At 46.0% G+C, this 17,890-nt stretch carries 15 protein-coding genes; 4 read left to right on the forward strand and 11 right to left on the reverse strand.

Annotated elements, in window-relative coordinates; genetic code table 11:
• Nucleotides 1-110: 110 nt before the first annotated feature.
• The 9 genes from GZN30_RS07985 to GZN30_RS08025 form a co-directional block, all read right to left on the reverse strand.
• Nucleotides 111-1,667: a DEAD/DEAH box helicase gene (locus tag GZN30_RS07985; RefSeq protein ID WP_075648747.1), complete on the reverse strand. Its 1,557-nt coding sequence runs from the start codon at nucleotides 1,665-1,667 to the stop codon at nucleotides 111-113.
• A gap of 208 nt (nucleotides 1,668-1,875) precedes the next feature.
• Entirely contained in the window at nucleotides 1,876-2,994 is a 1,119-nt protein-coding gene (gene rnd / locus GZN30_RS07990; protein WP_075648748.1) for a ribonuclease D, read from the reverse strand.
• Nucleotides 2,995-3,065: 71 nt separating this feature from the next.
• A complete protein-coding gene (gene fadD / locus GZN30_RS07995; RefSeq protein WP_075648749.1) occupies nucleotides 3,066-4,769 on the reverse strand; it encodes a long-chain-fatty-acid--CoA ligase FadD in 1,704 nt (567 codons plus the stop codon).
• A 204-nt stretch (nucleotides 4,770-4,973) separates the two neighbouring features.
• A complete protein-coding gene (locus GZN30_RS08000) occupies nucleotides 4,974-5,819 on the reverse strand; it encodes an alpha/beta hydrolase (RefSeq protein WP_075648750.1) in 846 nt (281 codons plus the stop codon).
• On the reverse strand, nucleotides 5,819-6,376 hold the full coding sequence (locus GZN30_RS08005) for a Slp family lipoprotein (RefSeq protein WP_075648751.1): 558 nt from the start codon (nucleotides 6,374-6,376) through the stop codon (nucleotides 5,819-5,821). The genes GZN30_RS08000 and GZN30_RS08005 overlap by 1 nt, the downstream gene beginning before the upstream one ends.
• Nucleotides 6,377-6,448: 72 nt before the next feature.
• A complete protein-coding gene (locus tag GZN30_RS08010; protein WP_075648752.1) occupies nucleotides 6,449-6,751 on the reverse strand; it encodes a chromosome partitioning protein ParA in 303 nt (100 codons plus the stop codon).
• A 42-nt stretch (nucleotides 6,752-6,793) separates the two neighbouring features.
• Entirely contained in the window at nucleotides 6,794-7,495 is a 702-nt protein-coding gene (tsaB, locus tag GZN30_RS08015) for a tRNA (adenosine(37)-N6)-threonylcarbamoyltransferase complex dimerization subunit type 1 TsaB (RefSeq protein WP_075648753.1), read from the reverse strand.
• A gap of 8 nt (nucleotides 7,496-7,503) precedes the next feature.
• Nucleotides 7,504-9,435 (reverse strand): ATP-dependent DNA helicase, encoded by a 1,932-nt coding sequence (locus tag GZN30_RS08020; RefSeq protein WP_075648754.1) that lies wholly within the window; start codon nucleotides 9,433-9,435, stop codon nucleotides 7,504-7,506.
• A 101-nt stretch (nucleotides 9,436-9,536) separates the two neighbouring features.
• Complete coding sequence (locus GZN30_RS08025; RefSeq protein WP_075648755.1) at nucleotides 9,537-9,737, reverse strand: hypothetical protein; 201 nt, start codon at nucleotides 9,735-9,737, stop codon at nucleotides 9,537-9,539.
• A 197-nt stretch (nucleotides 9,738-9,934) separates the two neighbouring features.
• Between GZN30_RS08025 and purU the strand changes: the two genes are divergently transcribed.
• Together purU and GZN30_RS08035 are read left to right on the forward strand one after the other, a co-directional pair.
• Entirely contained in the window at nucleotides 9,935-10,768 is an 834-nt protein-coding gene (purU, locus tag GZN30_RS08030) for a formyltetrahydrofolate deformylase (RefSeq protein WP_075648756.1), read from the forward strand.
• Nucleotides 10,769-10,999: 231 nt separating this feature from the next.
• Nucleotides 11,000-11,581 carry a hypothetical protein gene (locus GZN30_RS08035; RefSeq protein WP_075648757.1) on the forward strand — a complete coding sequence of 194 codons (582 nt, stop codon included), beginning with the start codon at nucleotides 11,000-11,002 and terminating at the stop codon, nucleotides 11,579-11,581.
• Nucleotides 11,582-11,668: 87 nt separating this feature from the next.
• Here the strand turns inward: GZN30_RS08035 and GZN30_RS08040 are convergent, their stop codons facing one another.
• On the reverse strand, nucleotides 11,669-13,681 hold the full coding sequence (locus GZN30_RS08040; RefSeq protein WP_171972054.1) for an NADPH-dependent 2,4-dienoyl-CoA reductase: 2,013 nt from the start codon (nucleotides 13,679-13,681) through the stop codon (nucleotides 11,669-11,671).
• 311 nt (nucleotides 13,682-13,992) lie between these two features.
• On the opposite strand from GZN30_RS08040, the gene sppA reads away from it, so the two are divergent.
• Both sppA and ansA read left to right on the forward strand, forming a co-directional pair.
• On the forward strand, nucleotides 13,993-15,846 hold the full coding sequence (gene sppA, locus GZN30_RS08045; RefSeq protein ID WP_075648758.1) for a signal peptide peptidase SppA: 1,854 nt from the start codon (nucleotides 13,993-13,995) through the stop codon (nucleotides 15,844-15,846).
• 159 nt (nucleotides 15,847-16,005) lie between these two features.
• Nucleotides 16,006-17,022, forward strand: coding sequence for an asparaginase (gene ansA / locus GZN30_RS08050; RefSeq protein ID WP_075648759.1), 1,017 nt, complete (start codon nucleotides 16,006-16,008; stop codon nucleotides 17,020-17,022).
• Between the two features lie 78 nt (nucleotides 17,023-17,100).
• On the opposite strand, the gene ompW is transcribed toward ansA, so the two are convergent.
• Nucleotides 17,101-17,763, reverse strand: a complete 663-nt coding sequence (ompW, locus tag GZN30_RS08055) for an outer membrane protein OmpW (RefSeq protein WP_075648760.1) — start codon at nucleotides 17,761-17,763, stop codon at nucleotides 17,101-17,103.
• Between the last annotated feature and the right edge of the window lie 127 nt (nucleotides 17,764-17,890).

A 17,890-nucleotide genomic window follows, 5' to 3' on the forward strand; every position in this document is an offset into this window, starting at 1 on the left:
TTAAAAGGCTTCCCTCGGGAAGCCTTTTTTGCATATGCACTCTAGCGAAATAAAAACAAAAAGCCCTGTGATATCACAGGGCTTTCTCAATTAAGGTTTGTCGCTAATAGTTAGCCGCGATTTGCGCTTGCTGGGCGCGGCTTACGGTTTTGTGCTGGCTTACGCGCTGCTTGACCATTTGGTTTGCCGCCATTGCGTGAGCGGTTACCGCCATTGTTATCAGACGATTTCGCTCGGTTAGCCTGCCCGTTATTATTGCCTTTACCTTGCGCATTACCTTGACCAGTTTTGTTAGCAGGCTTGTTGGCAGGTTTGCCTTGTCCTTTTGCTTTAGGCTTGCCACTATTCGCATTTGGCTTTTTACCTTCGCTAGGTTTATCACCAAAATGGCGCTTATTCTTACCGGCTGGTTTATGACCGCGAGCATTGTCACCAGAGCGTTGACCATCAGCATGATCAGTCTTTGGTTTCTTTGGCTTCTTCGGTTTTTTCGCTTTGATTGGACGCGTATCGAGCACTGATTCAGGTAGCTCATTCACCGCCTTGTAGCCTTCTAATTCAAGACGAGGCAACACTTGCTGAATCAAACGTTCAATGCCAAATAGCTCAGCGACTTCTTCATTACACACCAACGAAATTGCCTTACCCACTTCACCAGCACGACCCGTACGACCAATGCGGTGTACGTAGTCTTCAGAGACATTTGGCAACTCAAAGTTCACCACTTGTGGCAACTGAGGAATATCGATACCACGTGCAGCGATGTCTGTTGCGACTAACACTCGCACTTCGCCTGATTTAAAATCAGCCAACGCTCGAGTACGCGCACCTTGGCTCTTGTTACCATGAATTGGTGCTGCGGTAATACCTTCACCATTAAGATAGAACGCTAGTCGGTTTGCCCCATGTTTAGTGCGGCAGAACACCAGAGTTTGGCGCCAATCACCATCTTTAATCAGCTTCACCAACATTGGCGCTTTTTTACGCTTGTCAGCTGGGTAGATAAATTGCTCGATCGTTTTTGCTGTTGAGTTAGCTGGGTTGACCGAGATCTCAACCGGATTGTTGACTAAGCCTTTCGCCAGCTCACGAATTTCGTTTGAGAACGTCGCCGAAAATAGCAAATTTTGGCGATCTTTTGGTAATAAATCGAGAATTTTACGAATATCGCGGATAAAGCCCATATCAAGCATACGGTCAGCTTCATCCAATACCAACACTTCTAGCTGGTCAAATTTAACCGCCTTTTGGTTGTAAAGGTCCATTAGACGACCCGGCGTTGCCACCAGCACATCCACACCACGAGTCAGTTTTAACATCTGTGGGTTGATTTTAACCCCGCCAAATACCACTGCAGAATTAAGATCAAGGTAACGGCTGTAGTTATGCACGTTCTCGTGCACCTGTGCCGCAAGTTCACGGGTTGGGGTTAAGATCAGCGCACGAATGTGATTGTTTTTAACACGTGGACCATTATTCAGGCGCTCTAGAATTGGTAGCGTAAAGCCTGCGGTTTTGCCTGTCCCGGTCTGAGCTGCTGCCATGACGTCGTTGCCTTCAAGAATAGCTGGAATCGCCTTAGCTTGAATTGGCGAAGGAGTATCGTAGCCTTGTTCTTTGATGGCTTTAAGAATTGCAGTAGAAAGAGCGAGTGAGGTAAAACCCATAAATTAGTTTCTCAATATAAAGTGGTTCATACCAAGCCAATTGGTGAAATCTAGCCCGGATTGAAAAGTGCGACATTCTGAGGCTTTTGCCTGCTTGCCGCAACTATTGTTTTGACTCGCCAATACGAATCAACAACATAAAAAATAAAAGGCTGGGAGTTTGCCCAGCCTTTCCATGTGCAGAGTTTAATTAACCGAGATTGGTTCTCTATTTGATCAGTTTATCGAGCTTTTGACCAAGTAGTTCTAAACGCCAACCTTGCATCACATCTGGCAGTTTGTTCTCGTCACGGTTACGTTTCCAAACCCAGCTAATCACACTGTTGAGCTGCTTTTTCGATGCCAAAAATTCGCTAGCTAAACCGCTGCTATCCGAGGCTTTCTTAACTTCATCTTTCAGCACTTTAAATAGCTGCTTGTAGCCCGGCTTATCCATTAAGCGAACAATCTTCTCTGGGTATTGTTCCGCTGGAGTCGTTTTCGCCGCTTTGACTAACGAGATGATACGAGCGCTATGACGATGCACTGAACGAGGATCCATACCCTCTTGTTCCATTTGGTAACGGTTAGTTAAACCCAAACGTGCAATTGTCAGCAGGTCGTTCTCTTTAAACACAAAATTCAGTGCTAAGTCACGACGTAACGCCTCTTTGTAGCGCCATGTCGCCAAAGGCTTGAGGATCGCAAGTTCGCGCGGTTTAAGCTGCCACGCACCTTTGATATCGAGGTAAGCGTTTTCAGCGTCAACCGTCTTAATACGTTTAGCCGCGATCAGTTCACACTCTTGTTTAGCCGCTTGCCACCAGCCAGCTTGCTCAACTTCAGCAAGTAACTTCTCATAAAGCGGTTTTAGGTAATAAACGTCTGCCGCCGCGTAATCAAGTTGCTTCTGCGACAGAGGACGAGCCATCCAGTCCGTACGAGACTCGCTCTTATCCAATGCCACACCAAGGTTTGCTTCCACTAGTGCAGCAAAGCCTGTTGATAGACCATTGCCAAGAAATGCCGCCATGATTTGTGTATCAACCATTGGCTGAGGCAAACACTTAAAGCTATTGAAGAATACCTCGAGGTCTTCACCACAAGCATGTAAAACCTTCATTACTGAAGTATCTTTCAGTAGCTCAACAAATGCGGTCATGTCTTCGATTTCGAGTGGGTCAATCAAAGAGAGTGTTTCACCATCAAACAACTGGATTAAGCCAAGTTGTGGGTAGTAAGTACGGGTACGAACAAACTCGGTATCGAGCATCACCGCTTCAACAGTTCGCGCTTTTTTGCACACAGCTTCTAGCTCTGCACTTTGAGTAATAATCTGATAGTTCACTTAATTCTCGCATTAAAAATGCCGGCATGGTCTGCCGGCATTCTATCATTATTTATTCAAGGCTGCTTGGCTTACTCAGCGTTCGCTTCTGCCTTCTGCGCTAAAATTGCATCATTCTCTTCACGAAGAACGCGGCGCAGGATCTTACCAACGTTAGTTTTTGGTAGATCATCTTTAAACTCAACCAATTTAGGGATCTTGTAGCCAGTCAAATGCTGACGACAGTGCGCAATCACTTCTTCTTTGGTTAGGCTTGGGTCACGTTTCACAACGTAAAGCTTAACGATCTCACCTGATACTTCATGAGATTGACCAATCGCGGCAACTTCTAACACTTTACCATGCAGTGAAACCACATCTTCGATTTCATTCGGGTAAACGTTAAAACCTGACACAAGAATCATGTCTTTCTTACGGTCAACAATGTACAGCAAACCTTCATCGTCAAACTTAACGATGTCACCAGTTGATAGCCAACCATCTTCAGTCAAGACTTCTTTGGTCGCTTCAGTGCGCTGCCAGTAGCCCTGCATTACTTGAGGACCACGAACTTGAAGCTCACCCACTTCAGTATTTGGCAATGGGTTACCTTCTTCATCAACAATACGTACTTCTGTTGATGGTACTGGCAAACCAATCGCACCAGTGTAATCCGTCAAATCGTATGGGTTACCAGTCACCAGTGGCGCACACTCTGTCAGACCGTAGCCTTCAAGTAGATGCACACCGGTGATCTTCTTCCAGCGTTCAGCCACACCACGCTGCACAGCCATACCACCACCCACTGAAAGCTTCATCTTGCTAAAATCTAGCTCGTGGAAGTCTTCGTTGTTCACCAGCGCATTAAACAGAGTATTAACCCCTGTCATGGCAGTGAATGGGTATTTTTGTAGCTCTTTAATAAAGCCTGGGATATCACGTGGGTTTGTGATCAGCAGGTTACGACCACCAATCTCAATGAACAGTAAGCAGTTCACTGTTAGTGCGAAAACGTGGTAAAGCGGCAACGCAGTTACCACAAGCTCACGACCTTCAGACAATACAGGACCATAAGCCCCTTTCGCTTGAAGTACGTTTGCTACCATATTGCGGTGCGTCAAAATTGCCCCTTTAGCAACACCTGTTGTACCACCGGTGTATTGCAAGAAGGCAATATCATCGCCAGTCATAAATGGTTTCACGTACTGTAGACGACGACCTTTGTGCAGTGCTTTACGCATTGAAATTGCACCCGGTAGATCGTACTTAGGCACCATACCTTTAACGTATTTCACCACGAAATCGACGATGGTCCCTTTTGCACGAGGTAGCATTTGACCAAGACTAGTCAGAATGACGTGCTTAACTGGCGTATTATCAACAATTTGCTCAAGGGTATTGGCAAAGTTAGAAACGATAACAATCGCTTTTGCGCCAGAGTCATTCAATTGATGCTCAAGCTCACGTGGCGTGTATAGCGGGTTGACGTTTACCGCAATAAGACCAGCACGCAAGATACCAAACAGCGCTACCGGATATTGCAGCAAGTTTGGCATCATCAGGGCAACACGGTCGCCTTTTTGTAGTTTAAGATCGTTTTGTAGGTACGCGGCAAAAGCTCGGCTGCGCTCTTCCAACTTACGGAAGGTCATTACCGAACCCATATTCATAAATGCAGGCTGATCAGCGTATTTTTGTACTGACTGCTCAAACATTTCTACCAGTGATGGATATTGGTCTGGGTTGATGTGCTCAGGCACTTCGCTTGGATAACGAGATAACCAAGGTTTATCCACGATACTACTCCTCGAATTAGACAGGTGTTGTAATACGTTACTTTATTGCCGTAACGGTGCCACATAATCGATAAGTCAGCACGCCTTACCACTGTGCAATATCACAATATTGCACAACGGGTTACGACGCTTTTTATGGCACGTCATTCATGCTGTATTACAACACAGGCTGAGTGTTCGAGCACCTAAAGCTCAAACACTTGTTTAAATTTTGTTAACTAAAGCAAAAATCTGTTGCGCTGTTAACGCAGGTTGCTGCAAATGGCAATGATGTCCACCTGCGATGTAGACAACGTTGGCTAAGTTGTCGCTATCTTGCGTTAAGTGAGAATAGCCTTGCTCACCTAAAATTAGCCAATTAGGACACACAATTTGCTGACGGATTTGCTCAGCGTGCTGAAATGACATGCGATACAAAGAGTCACTTTGCAACTTAATATCATGTCTTAAGCGCCACCCTTTTGGGCTCGCTTCACCGCCACGCCACACTATCGGAGCAATTTGCTCTGCTGTGACATGATTTACCGCAGCTCTGCGTTCAATGATCTCGTCAATCGACGAAAACTCGCGCGCTGGTTTGTTGCGAATTCGACGCCGCTTAATCACACCGTCACGCAGCCTTTGCACGGTTTTCTCACTCGCTTCAGCCAACGGACCGTTGCCTTCAATCTGCACCAAAGCAGAGACTTGCTCAGGAAAGGCGGCACTATAGCAACTTGCAATCAAAGCACCAAGCGAATGTCCTACTAACACTAACTTGTTTGGCGAAAGATTAAGCAAAAACTGATAAAGGTCATCAATATAGTCATGAAATGGGTAGTAATTGCCATCACACTTATGTTCGGACAAACCATGCCCAGGTAAGTCAATCGCACACTGATGTATGCTAGGTGCAAGCTGGTGTAGTTCTAACATCACCGTCTCAAAGCTGGCAGCATTATCTAGCCAGCCATGCAAGTAAACGACCGTGACATCGGCTTGGTTAGCGTGCCCAATCTCCCGTGCCGCGAGACGAACATCCAGCAGTTGATAGTGAGTGTCTTGAAACATTATTTGACGTCTTGAATGATGCGACCTTGACGGGTGCTGTAGTGCAAATCACGACAATAGATACCACGACAAGGATAAATGTAACTGCCCGTTTCATTAACGATGACGCGCTCTTCAATTTTCCATAAACGGTAGCCTTGCGCGTTCATTACTGGAAAGTCGTAATCAAATTCGCCAACGGGTGAGACTTCCGTACCATTCGATGAACCTAAGAAGGTGATTAAGCGTCCTGGTGCAAATGCCACTGGATCTTCAAAACCTTGTAAGTAGACGACAAAGCGACCTTTCGGTTCTTGATCAATATCGGGTTTGCCTGCCGAATCGATGGGTAAATTAACCACTTCAATACGGGTGCGGTCGGCTTGATTATCAACACTGGCAATCACCCCACCTAAGCGCACGTCTGTATTCACATTAGGCGTTTGCTGCCAAGTGGCGTAATCGGTAATTAGATTGGGATTATCGGAGGCTAATTGTTCCGGAAGTGATGAACAAGCAGTAAGGGCTAGCAAAGCAGTCACGCAAAGGGCTGACTTAATAAAACGCAGATTTTTCATCGTTTGGGTCTACTCATCTGATCGGTTATCTAAAGTATAGCGAAGCGAATCACGAAACTCGTTAAGCAAAGCTTATATATAGATATCGACACCCAGCATCTGAATCAGTTCGTCACGCTTTGCCTGATTCATTACCCGCATGTACTCTTCCATCGCCTTACGACCACGACCTTCAGGAAGATCGTATTGGATTTGCGCCTTATGAATGTCAGATTCTTGTACATGTCGAATAGTATGGGCAACGGCATTCGCCACCTTAGAAGGCTGGGAAACATCCCCTTTCTGTTGGGCTTTTTTTACCTCATTCTTTTTCCCGACTCGATTGGTTTTACCCGAGCCAGGTATAGCAGGAGGTAATCCGTTAATTGACACCATACTATTCACCTCTCATCCGTAGATTATGAATGAGCTAATCCGTTACTCACGACCCGGCAGCTTTTTCCATGCCACATTGTCACGTAGGTAAACTGGACTAGACTCTTCTACTGGTACTGTCTCACCTTTGGCAAACATGTGCTTGGCTACCTGCACGATATCTTGTGCATCTGGGAACAACACATCGCCTGCTGCGCGCGTTAATGGCAATGCTGACAACTCATCTTGATACGCATCCCAACCTGTACCCGCTGTCGTCCATTGCAGCTCATCAGCAGCAATTTGCTCACACAGTGTTGCTGGCGGGATCACACATTCAGCATCAGTCGCTAGCCATTCGCCATTCTCTTGGCGGCTGTAACGACCCCAGTATACTTCATTCATACGCGCATCAATCGCCGCCGCCACATGGGTTGCGCCATTTACACGGTAAGTACCCTGCGCCATTGCTTCTAATGTTGATACACCAATCATAGGTAAATCAGCACCAAATGCTAAGCCTTGCGCAATGCCGATACCAATGCGCACACCAGTAAAGCTGCCCGGTCCGCGACCGAATGCCAAAGCATCAAGCTCTGCTAGGGTTACACCCGCTTCTTTAAGCACTTCATCGACCATTGGTAGAACCAACTTAGTGTGGTCACGCGGTGCCACTTGGCTACGTGCGTATACTTGGTCGTCGACAAGTAGTGCAACTGAGCAGTTCTCAGTTGATGTATCTAGGGCAAGAATCTTTGCGCTCATTGAAGTCTCTAATCTTGATTATTTGTTACTGAAATTTGGTGTAGAAAGTCCTCGATCACTCCTAAATCCCGAGTACGAGGTATGGCGGGTAAACTGGCAAGAAATACTCCGCCATATTCACGTGTCACTAATCGGTTATCACAGATGATCAGCGCGCCTTTGTCTTTCTTATCACGAATCAATCGCCCCACCCCTTGCTTTAAGGTAATTACCGCGTCGGGCAATTGTACTTGAGCAAATGGATCGCCCCCTTTCAAGCGGCAATCTTCGATGCGCGCTTTTAACAGCGGGTCATCGGGTGCGGTAAATGGTAATTTGTCGATAATAACACAGCTCAGGGTGTCACCTCTAACATCAATCCCTTCCCAGAATGCACCAGTCGCCACCAGCAAGGCATTACCCAGCTCCATAAATTCGGCTAAGGTCTTTTGTTTACTGGTTTCACCTTGCATCAAAACAGGCACGCTCAACACTTCACGAAAGCGTTCGCCTAACTCACGCATCATGCTGTGCGAGGTACAAAGGAAGAAACAACGCCCTTGGTTTTGTTCAATGACCGGCGCTAGCATAGTGACGAGCTTGTCCGCCAGCCCGGCACTGTTTGGCTCAGGCAGATAACGTGGCACACACAAGCGAGCTTGAGTTTGATAATCAAACGGGCTTGGCAAGGAAAATTGCGCCGAAGGCTTCAGCCCTAAGCGAGAGGTAAAGTGACCAAAGTCATCATTAACCGCCAAGGTTGCCGACGTGAAAATCCATGTCCCTTGTTTGAGCTCGATCTGCTCGTGGAACTTATCCGCCACGCTAAGTGGCGTAATATGCAAACTAAAATGGCGTGGCGTGGTATCAAACCAATAAGAGTATCCGGTAATCGAGACATCACACACGCGATCAATACGCCCTTTGATGGTATGAGCGCGTTCAAACGCCACATCGAGCAATTGACTGCGCCCCAGTGCCAACTTGAGCACTTCTATCGCAAAATCTATCGCTTCGCGCACACGCTCGACTTCTCGGGCAATAGAAGGCGAGTTGATCGCTTCACGCCAGTTACCGCGAAAACCCGGTTCTCCCAAACAAACACGCAAATCGCCTGCCGACTGAACCAATTTATCCGCCACTTTTTGTAGTTGACGCATATCTTTCGCTTCAGTGCGGTAGCCAATTTCAATATCTTTGGCAAGCTCCTGAATCTGGCGGCTTGAAACCGACTGTCCAAAGTATTGGCTGGCTATATCGGGAATTTGGTGCGCTTCATCAAAGATAAACACTTCCGCTTCCGGAATAAGCTCACCAAAGCCAGTCTCTTTAATCGCCAAATCAGCCATAAACAGGTGATGGTTAACCACCACCACATCAGCATCTAAGGCTTTCTTACGTGCTTTCAGAACAAAACATTCGGTGTAGTTAGGGCAATCTTTACCCAAACAGTTATCGTTGGTCGAAGTGATGGTCGGAATCACTGGGCTATCTTCTGCGATCGCGTCACATTCACCCAAGTCACCGGTTTTACTCTCTGATGCCCATGAGCGCACTTTGACCAATTGAGTCAGCAACGTCGGATCGGTGTGCGTGCCATGGCTTTCAATCATCTGCCGACCCAGTCTTTCAATACAGAGATAGTTTGCTCGCCCTTTCAAGAGCGCCACTTGCCCATAAAAGCCCAGTGCGGATGTCATTAATGGAAGGTCGCGGTGAAACAACTGCTCTTGAAGGTTTTTTGAACCGGTACTGATGATGGTTTTTTTGCCACTTAATAATGCAGGGACTAGGTAAGCAAAAGTTTTGCCGGTACCTGTTCCCGCCTCGATCACCAACTGGCTCTGATCTTTAATGGCTTTGCGCACCGCCTCTGCCATATCAAGCTGAGCCTGACGCGGCTGAAATCCGGGAATCGCTTTACCGAGAGCCCCGTCTTGTGAAAAAGTTTTTGTGATCATTAAGTGCAGGATTGAGCTGGGTTAAAGCGCGATTATACCCTTTTTCAAACAAAAAACGCGACTTTGAAGAGTCGCGCTAACATTCATGCTATTGCTGCGAATCAGCGTTTATGCAGATAACGCGCTAGCCAAGCCGGACCATCAAACTCATTCTTACTATCAAGTATTGCCTGCGCTGCATCGCTTGGTGACGCTTTCGATTCCCACATTTCAGTCAATATAGATTCATCTAGCTGACAATCACCCAGCAGGCTTGTCACTCTCTCGCTGTAAAGTTTACGGGCTAATAGTTCTTTATCCATAACAACCACCTTAAGACGCTCAATGAGGGAAGAAAACATCAACATTGGATAATCGACTCTGTTTTAAGTAGATTTTTTGTTGAATTCAGTTCGATATTAGTTTAATTGTTAGCCTATTATTGCGGGACAGCTCACCCTTCGAAAGGGTCGAAAAATTTCAGAATACGAAAAAAATAATTCACGGAAGTAAATACAAAATGGAAAAGAAAACACTGCTTACGCACTGTACTGATGCCCCAGGTCTCATCTCCAAGATCACCAATATCTGTTACAAACATCAATTGAACATCATTCACAACAGTGAATACGTCGATAACTCAAGTGGTCACTTTTTTATGCGCACTGAGTTAGAAGGGTATTTCAATGATCATACCTTCCTCGCAGATTTGGATCAGGCACTACCAACCGGTGCTAAGCGCAAGCTGGTCGATTCAAGCCGTAAACGCGTGGTGATTCTTGTCACTAAAGAAGCGCACTGCTTAGGTGACATTCTAATGAAGACTTACGATGGGAGTCTCGATATTGAAATTGCCGCCGTGGTAGGCAACTACGACACGCTGCAGGGGTTAACCGAGAAGTTTGATATTCCTTATCACTATGTTAGCCATGAAGACTTATCACGCGAAGAGCATGAACAAGCAATGCTCACGGTGATTGATCAATACCAAGCCGACTATCTGGTATTGGCGAAATACATGCGTGTATTAACGCCTGGTTTCGTCGAAAAGTACCACCATAAGATCATCAACATTCATCACAGCTTCTTGCCTGCCTTTATCGGGGCAAAACCTTATCAACAAGCTTTTGACCGAGGTGTTAAAATCATCGGTGCGACAGCCCACTTTGTGACGAATGATTTGGATGAAGGTCCGATCATCAAGCAAGATGTTATCCCGGTAGACCACACTTTTACTGCCAAAGACATGGCGCAAGCCGGGCGTGACGTGGAGAAAAACGTATTGAGTAAAGCGCTCAATAAAGTGGTTAACGATCACGTGTTTGTTTACGGTAACAAAACGGTCATTCTGTAAGCTCAACGCTTTGCTCACTAAGCTGATTCCGATTCGGGATCAGCTTTTTTTCATCTCAAGAGAAATAATTGCATTTAGTTAGTGAAACGATTGCGTTCTCTCCTTATTATTGCCGCTCGTGATGCTAGTCTCACATGTGATACAAACTATTCGCTAGCGAATTAGGTCTCTATAGAGTGACCTAGCTTGGTGACTCACCAAGTTTGATTAACGACAATAACGAGCAACAACATGAAAAAAACATTGCTACTGGCTGCTATCTCTGCAGCGTTTGCTTTCCCAACTTTCGCATCAGCTGCAGACCCAGTCGAATTTCAAAAAATCCCACAAATCATGCAGCAGTTTGATTCAGCTGAACTGTACGTAAAAAAAGCGCCGACGCTAGGTCGCTTGCCAAAACAGGAAGAATTAGGTCAACAATTTCCGACTTACGTATCTGATGGTAAAGGTGGCTACTCGTTAGAGACCAACAATGTCATGACAGACAATGTGGTTGTGGCAAGCATGCATAAACCAATTGTGGGTGATGTTTACAACCAATGGCTAGTGCCTAAAGATGTTTGGACAGGCACTTACGGTGAGCTACCAACATCAACGGAATTTAAACCTTTCAAGCGTATCGCGACCATCAAAGCGATTAAGATCGACGCTGAAATGCTAGAACTACTTGGCTCGACCGACGGTAAAACTGCAGTGATCAAAGTGAGCTGGGACGACAAAGGCATGAAGGTTTACAAAGACGGTTACCTTGCTGATTACGAGTACGGCATTGCACCGCAAGAAATGCAAGAGAACTACGAGCTAGCGAAATAAGCGTAATTTAGCCTAGAAATCTCGCGAAATTGATAACAAACAGCCCTCTATACTTGAGGGCTGTTTCTTTACCTGCTAAGGACTAGGTTATAACTTAAGCCCCAACTCGACCCCTTGGCGAATCGCTCTTACCGCATCAAGCTCACCAGCATGATCTGCCCCCCCAATCACATGTAACTTGTCGCCAAGTTGTGCCCATTTATCTTCAAACGGTCTTACTGAGACTTGTCCGGCACAAATGACAATACTGTCGGCATGAATGGTGGTCGATTCACCCTCATACTTAATTTTCAGCCCTTCATCAGTCACGCCCTGGTATTCAACTCCACCAAGTAAATTGACGCCACGTTTCTCCAGAGTACGTTTATGGATCCAACCTGTGGTTTTGCCAGGACCTTTTCCAACGCGTCCTTGGCGACGCTGCAACACCCAAACCTCTTTATCACTGAGCGAATCAGGATAAGGGTATAACCCCCCTGGATGGGCAATGTCTTTATCAATACCCCACTCATGCAGCCAATCGTCCAATTGCTGATCGACGGGTTCGGTGATCATTGTCGCGACATCAACACCAATACCACCAGCACCAACAATCGCCACTTTGTCACCTAAGTAAGTCTTTTCTTTGATTAACGTCTGATAATCAATCACTTTTTTCGAATCTTTGCTGCCTTCAAGCTCAATTTTTCTCGGCTCAACCCCTGAAGCCATGATCACTTCATCGTACTCTTTGAGTAGGTCAAAATTCGCTTCGGTTTCGAGATGCAGCTTCACGCCGGTTTCGTCGATTTGATTAGCAAAGTAACGAATGGTTTCGCGAAACTCTTCTTTGCCTGGGATTTGCATCGCTAAGCGGAACTGACCGCCGATACGATCATTGCGCTCAAACAGATCCACTTGATGTCCACGCTTGGCAAGCGTTGTCGCACACGCTAACCCTGCGGGTCCAGCGCCAACGACCGCAATGTTTTTGCTTTGATGAACGGGTTTTTCGACTAATTCTGTTTCACGGCATGCATAAGGGTTGACCAGGCAACTGGCAGCTTTGCCTTTAAATACATTATCTAAACACGCTTGGTTACAACCAATACAAGTGTTGATTAAACGAGATTGTTGCCGCTCAGCTTTGGCAACGAAATACGGGTCCGCTAGGAAAGGTCGCGCCATCGACACCATATCAGCCTGACCGGAAGCAAGAATCTGCTCTGCTTCTTCAGGCATGTTTATGCGATTACAAGTAATGATGGGTACCGAAACATGAGGGCGAACTTTTTCGGTCACCCACGTAAAGGCACCGCGCGGCACCTGCGTCGCTATCGTTGGGATGCGCGCCTCATGCCAACCAATACCGGTATTGATTAGCGTCACACCTGCTTTCTCAAGCGCTTGTGCCAGCTCAATCACTTCGTCAAAGGTGCTACCTTGCTCAACCAAATCCAGCATCGATAAGCGGAAGATGATAATAAATTGCTCACCCACTTCATGACGAATCGATTTAACAATTTCCAATGCTAAACGAATACGGTTCTGGTAACTGCCACCCCATTCGTCATAGCGAGTATTGGTACGCTGACAGATAAATTGGTTGATTAAGTAACCTTCGGAGCCCATCACCTCAACGCCGTCATAGCCGGCTTGTTGTGCGAGTGAAGCACTGTTGGCAAATGCTTTAATGGTTTTATTGATCTGTCTAACACTCATCTCGCTTGGAGAAAAACGCGCTATCGGCGCTTTAATCGCTGACGCACTTTGCGCGAAAGGGTGCATCGCATAGCGACCAGCATGAAGTAACTGCAGAGCAATTTTGCTGCCATTGTCATGAACAGCTTGGGTAACCACCTTATGTGCCTGCGCATGCTTTGGCTTACTAAACTCGGCGCTAAAGGGATGTAGGCGACCGCGTAAATTAGGTGAAAAACCACCGGTCACAATCAGCCCCACGCCGCCTTTGGCACGTTCAGCATAAAACGCGGCAAGTTTTCCAAGTCCTTGTTTATCTTCTTCCAGCCCAGTGTGCATTGAGCCCATCAACACGCGATTTCTCAATTGGGTGAAACCTAAATCTAACGGTTTAAGTAAATTTGGGTACATGGCAGACATCACTTCATTATTGTTGTTGTGGTCTGACCAGACTACGTTCTAATTACACAAAAATCAAACATGCGTTTACATATTCGCAACAATGCTCACTTTTCTTATCTGAGACGTAAATATTCTTGTGAGAATAGAATATTGTCGGAATCCAAACGATCATGGCAAATTCACTCACACACCGTAAAAGTTCAGCGCTAGTAACCAGCTTTGGCTAGATTTAATAGTGAATAGGATGAAAGGCTCTGGTGATAATCCTTAAGATTCAGTAGGATGTGAGGTTAGTCGTTAGAACCTGTGGGGAACACAGTGGAGAAAGAATGAAAACCATATTCAAATACATAGGACTGTTTTTCAAAGGCATTTGGAAAACCATCACTTTTGTTCGCGTCGCTTTAGCCAACCTGATTTTTTTAGCGTTAGTTGGTTTAGTGTATTTCGCTTACACCAGCGTTGACACAGTCGTCACTCCACCGGCACCTCAAAAATCTGCATTAATCCTTAATATTTCTGGTCCAATTGTTGAGCAATCCAGTTATCAGAACCCTATGGATTCACTGACAGGTTCCCTCTTCGGACAGGACTTACCTCGCGAAAATGCGCTATACGATATCGTTAGTACCATTCGTCACGCCAAAAACGATGACAACGTTACTGGCATCGTGCTCGCTTTGCGTGATATGCCAGAAACCAGTCTGACCAAGTTACGTTATATCGCCAAAGCGCTTAATGAGTTCAAAGCCTCAGGCAAGCCTGTGTTTGCCGTCGGTGATTTCTACAACCAAAGCCAATACTATCTCGCCAGTTACGCTGACAAAATCTATCTCGCGCCAGATGGTGCGGTTATGGTTAAAGGTTACAGCGCTTACTCGATGTATTACAAAACGCTACTTGAGAAGCTAGACATAAACACTCATGTGTTCCGTGTTGGTACCTACAAATCGGCTATTGAACCGTTTATCCGTGATGACATGTCAGCAGAAGCAAAAGAGTCGGCGTCACGTTGGTTAGGACAGCTTTGGGGCGCGTTCGTTGATGATGTCGCAACTAACCGTTCGATTGACGCAAAAACGCTTAATCCAGATATGGTTCAATTTGTCGAATTGGTCAAAAGTGCCGATGGCGACCTAGCAAAACTGTCGCTTCAATTAGGTCTGGTTGACGAGTTGGCGACGCGCCAGCAGGTGCGCAGCGAAATGATTGAAGCTTTTGGTAGCGATGGTGAAGACAGTTACCCTTACGTCGGTTACTACGACTACATGGCATCAATTCCTCCGAGCTTCGATATTAATGACAACGATGTGGCTGTAGTGGTTGCAAGCGGCGCCATTATGGATGGTTCTCAGCCTCGTGGCACTGTGGGTGGTGATACCGTGGCTTCACTTCTACGTGAAGCGCGCAATGACAATAAAGTCAAAGCTGTCGTATTGCGTATCGACAGCCCTGGAGGCAGCGCCTTTGCATCAGAAGTGATTCGTAACGAAGTTGAAGCACTGAAACAAGCCGGTAAACCTGTGGTGGTATCAATGTCGAGTGTTGCCGCATCGGGTGGCTACTGGATTGCGATGGGCGCTGACCAAATTGTTGCACAACCAACCACGATCACCGGTTCAATTGGCATCTTCAGTGTCATCACAACCTTTGAAAAAGGACTCAACAATATTGGTGTTTATACCGACGGAATTGGCACTTCGCCACTGTCTGGCATTGGTATGACAACAGGTATTCCAGACAAAGCAGCAGATGCGATTCAACTTGGTATTGAACATGGCTACAACCGCTTTATCAACTTGGTGAGTAATAACCGTAATATCTCATTAGACAAGATGGAAGGGATTGCAGAGGGTCGCGTATGGACAGGTCAAGATGCCATGAATCTTGGTTTAGTCGACAAAATGGGCGACTTTGATGACGCGATCGCTTTAGCCGCAGAACTTGCCGAGCTGGATAGTTACAATATCTATTGGGTTGAGGAACCGCTGACGCCTGCACAGCAATTTGTACAAGATTTCATGAATCAAGTACGCGCGTCATTAGGGCTGGATATCTCAGCATTTGTACCAACGGCACTGCAACCAGCCGCCAAACAAATCACGCAAGACATGAGCTTGCTACAGAGCTTTAACGATCCAAAAGGTCAATATACGTTCTGTCTAAATTGCCAAGTTTACTAGTGTTTAAACGCGCTAATAGGCAGCGTTAAGCTGTAATTATTCTTGCCTAGGGGCATCTGATTAGCAGATGCCCCTTTTTATTCCATATAGCATCTATTGTTTACTTAGGGTTATAATCCCCGCCTCTGTTCCCCCCTACAACAAAACTGGTTTCAAGCAATGGCAAGAAAACACATCTACATCGCTTACACTGGCGGTACCATTGGTATGCAGAAATCCCATGACCACGGCTACGTACCGGTGGCAGGTTTCATGGAGAAACAGTTAGCAAGCATGCCAGAATTCCATCGTCCAGAGATGCCGGAATACACTATCCATGAGTATGATCCACTGATCGACTCTTCTGACATGACGCCTGCAGATTGGCAACAGATCGCCGACGATATCCGTGATAACTACGATAAATACGACGGTTTCGTGATCTTACATGGTACTGATACCATGGCGTATACAGCATCGGCACTGTCATTTATGCTGGAAAACTTAGGTAAGCCGGTCATCATTACAGGCTCGCAGATCCCATTAGCAGAGCTACGTTCTGACGGTCAAGCTAACTTGCTCAATGCGCTACACCTTGCGGCGAACTACCCAATTAATGAAGTTACGCTGTTCTTCAACAACAAGTTGATGCGTGGCAACCGCAGCACTAAGTCGCACGCTGACGGCTTCAATGCCTTCACGTCACCAAACCTGCCACCACTGCTTGAAGCAGGTATCAACATTCAAGTGAGCAATCATGTCACGGTTGGCGAAGAGCCAGAAGGTGAGTTCAAAGTCCATGATATTACACCGCAGCCAATTGGCGTGATCACCATGTACCCGGGCATTTCACATGAAGTGATCCGCAACACGCTGCTGCAACCCGTTAATGCGATGATCTTGCTGACCTTTGGTGTGGGTAATGCTCCGCAAAACCCAGAGCTACTTGCGCACCTAAAAGAAGCGTCTGAACGAGGCGTGATTGTGGTGAACTTAACCCAATGTTTAGCGGGTAAAGTCAATATGGGCGGCTACGCAACAGGTTGTGCACTCGCGGAAGCAGGCGTGATCAGTGGCTATGACATGACACCGGAAGCGGCACTGGCGAAGTTGCATTACTTACTCAGCCAAGATCTAAGCTATGAGCAGATCAAAGAGAAAATGCAGCAAATCCTACGCGGTGAAATGAGTATTTAACGCACGTAATCACCAAGACTAATCACTAAAAAGCCGACAGCAATGTCGGCTTTTTAATTGGATTACCGGTAAAAGCGTTTAGAACTTGTAACCACCAGCTATCATAAATACCCATGGGTCGATGTCGACGTCAGTAGTGTACTTAGTCCCGCCAAAATCATAACTAGCTTCGGTATCAATATCTGCATACCAAATAGAGCCATTAATAAACCAATCATCATTCAACATGTAGTCTAGCCCTACATTAGCCGCTAATCCCCATGAATCATCCAACGATAGATTATTTAAGGTTTTACTTTTTGCACTATTTGTAAACTTGTCATCGAAAAAGACGGTGTAGTTTATACCAGCCCCAACATAAGGTCGTAGTTTGCTGTCAGCCTGACCAAAATAGTATTGAACCATGAACGTCGGTGGCAAATGTTTTGTCTCTGCTATTTTGCCTTCGCCCAATGCATCACTAAGAGCTGAATTGGCAGAGATGTCATGTGAAAAAGGTGAGGCACCTAAGACTTCAAAACTAATATTGTCAGTAAACATGTAGCCAACCGTAAATGCAAACTGCGTATTAGAATCAACTTCTAGACCAAACGCATCCACGTCTGCAACCGAACCACTATCATCATTGGGTACAACCGACGCCAAACCGGCACGAACGATAAAATCGCCTTCTTTATGGGCAAATGCTGAGGCTGAAGTGAGGGCTGTAAGTACGGCTAAACCGATTATTGCTTTTTTCATTGTTATTTCCTTGTAGGGCGTGTTTTTAGTCTTAATTGCATGAAAAAACACCACTGCCTTGTGCATGCAAATAAGTGCTAATTGCGACCAACTTAACACAGCAAAACCCTACAAATTTGATGGAAAT

This window comes from Vibrio ponticus, from assembly GCF_009938225.1.
Lineage (GTDB): Bacteria > Pseudomonadota > Gammaproteobacteria > Enterobacterales > Vibrionaceae > Vibrio > Vibrio ponticus.

Coding starts and splice junctions, on each gene's coding strand:
- GZN30_RS08005 (WP_075648751.1), bottom strand. CDS start 6,376: ATGAAAAATCTGCGTTTTATTAAGTCAGCCCTTTGCGTGACTGCTTTG.
- GZN30_RS08000 (WP_075648750.1), bottom strand. CDS start 5,819: ATGTTTCAAGACACTCACTATCAACTGCTGGATGTTCGTCTCGCGGCA.
- purU (WP_075648756.1), top strand. CDS start 9,935: ATGGAAAAGAAAACACTGCTTACGCACTGTACTGATGCCCCAGGTCTC.
- tsaB (WP_075648753.1), bottom strand. CDS start 7,495: ATGAGCGCAAAGATTCTTGCCCTAGATACATCAACTGAGAACTGCTCA.
- GZN30_RS08040 (WP_171972054.1), bottom strand. CDS start 13,681: ATGTCTGCCATGTACCCAAATTTACTTAAACCGTTAGATTTAGGTTTC.
- GZN30_RS08025 (WP_075648755.1), bottom strand. CDS start 9,737: ATGGATAAAGAACTATTAGCCCGTAAACTTTACAGCGAGAGAGTGACA.
- ansA (WP_075648759.1), top strand. CDS start 16,006: ATGGCAAGAAAACACATCTACATCGCTTACACTGGCGGTACCATTGGT.
- GZN30_RS08020 (WP_075648754.1), bottom strand. CDS start 9,435: ATGATCACAAAAACTTTTTCACAAGACGGGGCTCTCGGTAAAGCGATT.
- ompW (WP_075648760.1), bottom strand. CDS start 17,763: ATGAAAAAAGCAATAATCGGTTTAGCCGTACTTACAGCCCTCACTTCA.
- sppA (WP_075648758.1), top strand. CDS start 13,993: ATGAAAACCATATTCAAATACATAGGACTGTTTTTCAAAGGCATTTGG.
- GZN30_RS08010 (WP_075648752.1), bottom strand. CDS start 6,751: ATGGTGTCAATTAACGGATTACCTCCTGCTATACCTGGCTCGGGTAAA.
- GZN30_RS08035 (WP_075648757.1), top strand. CDS start 11,000: ATGAAAAAAACATTGCTACTGGCTGCTATCTCTGCAGCGTTTGCTTTC.
- GZN30_RS07985 (WP_075648747.1), bottom strand. CDS start 1,667: ATGGGTTTTACCTCACTCGCTCTTTCTACTGCAATTCTTAAAGCCATC.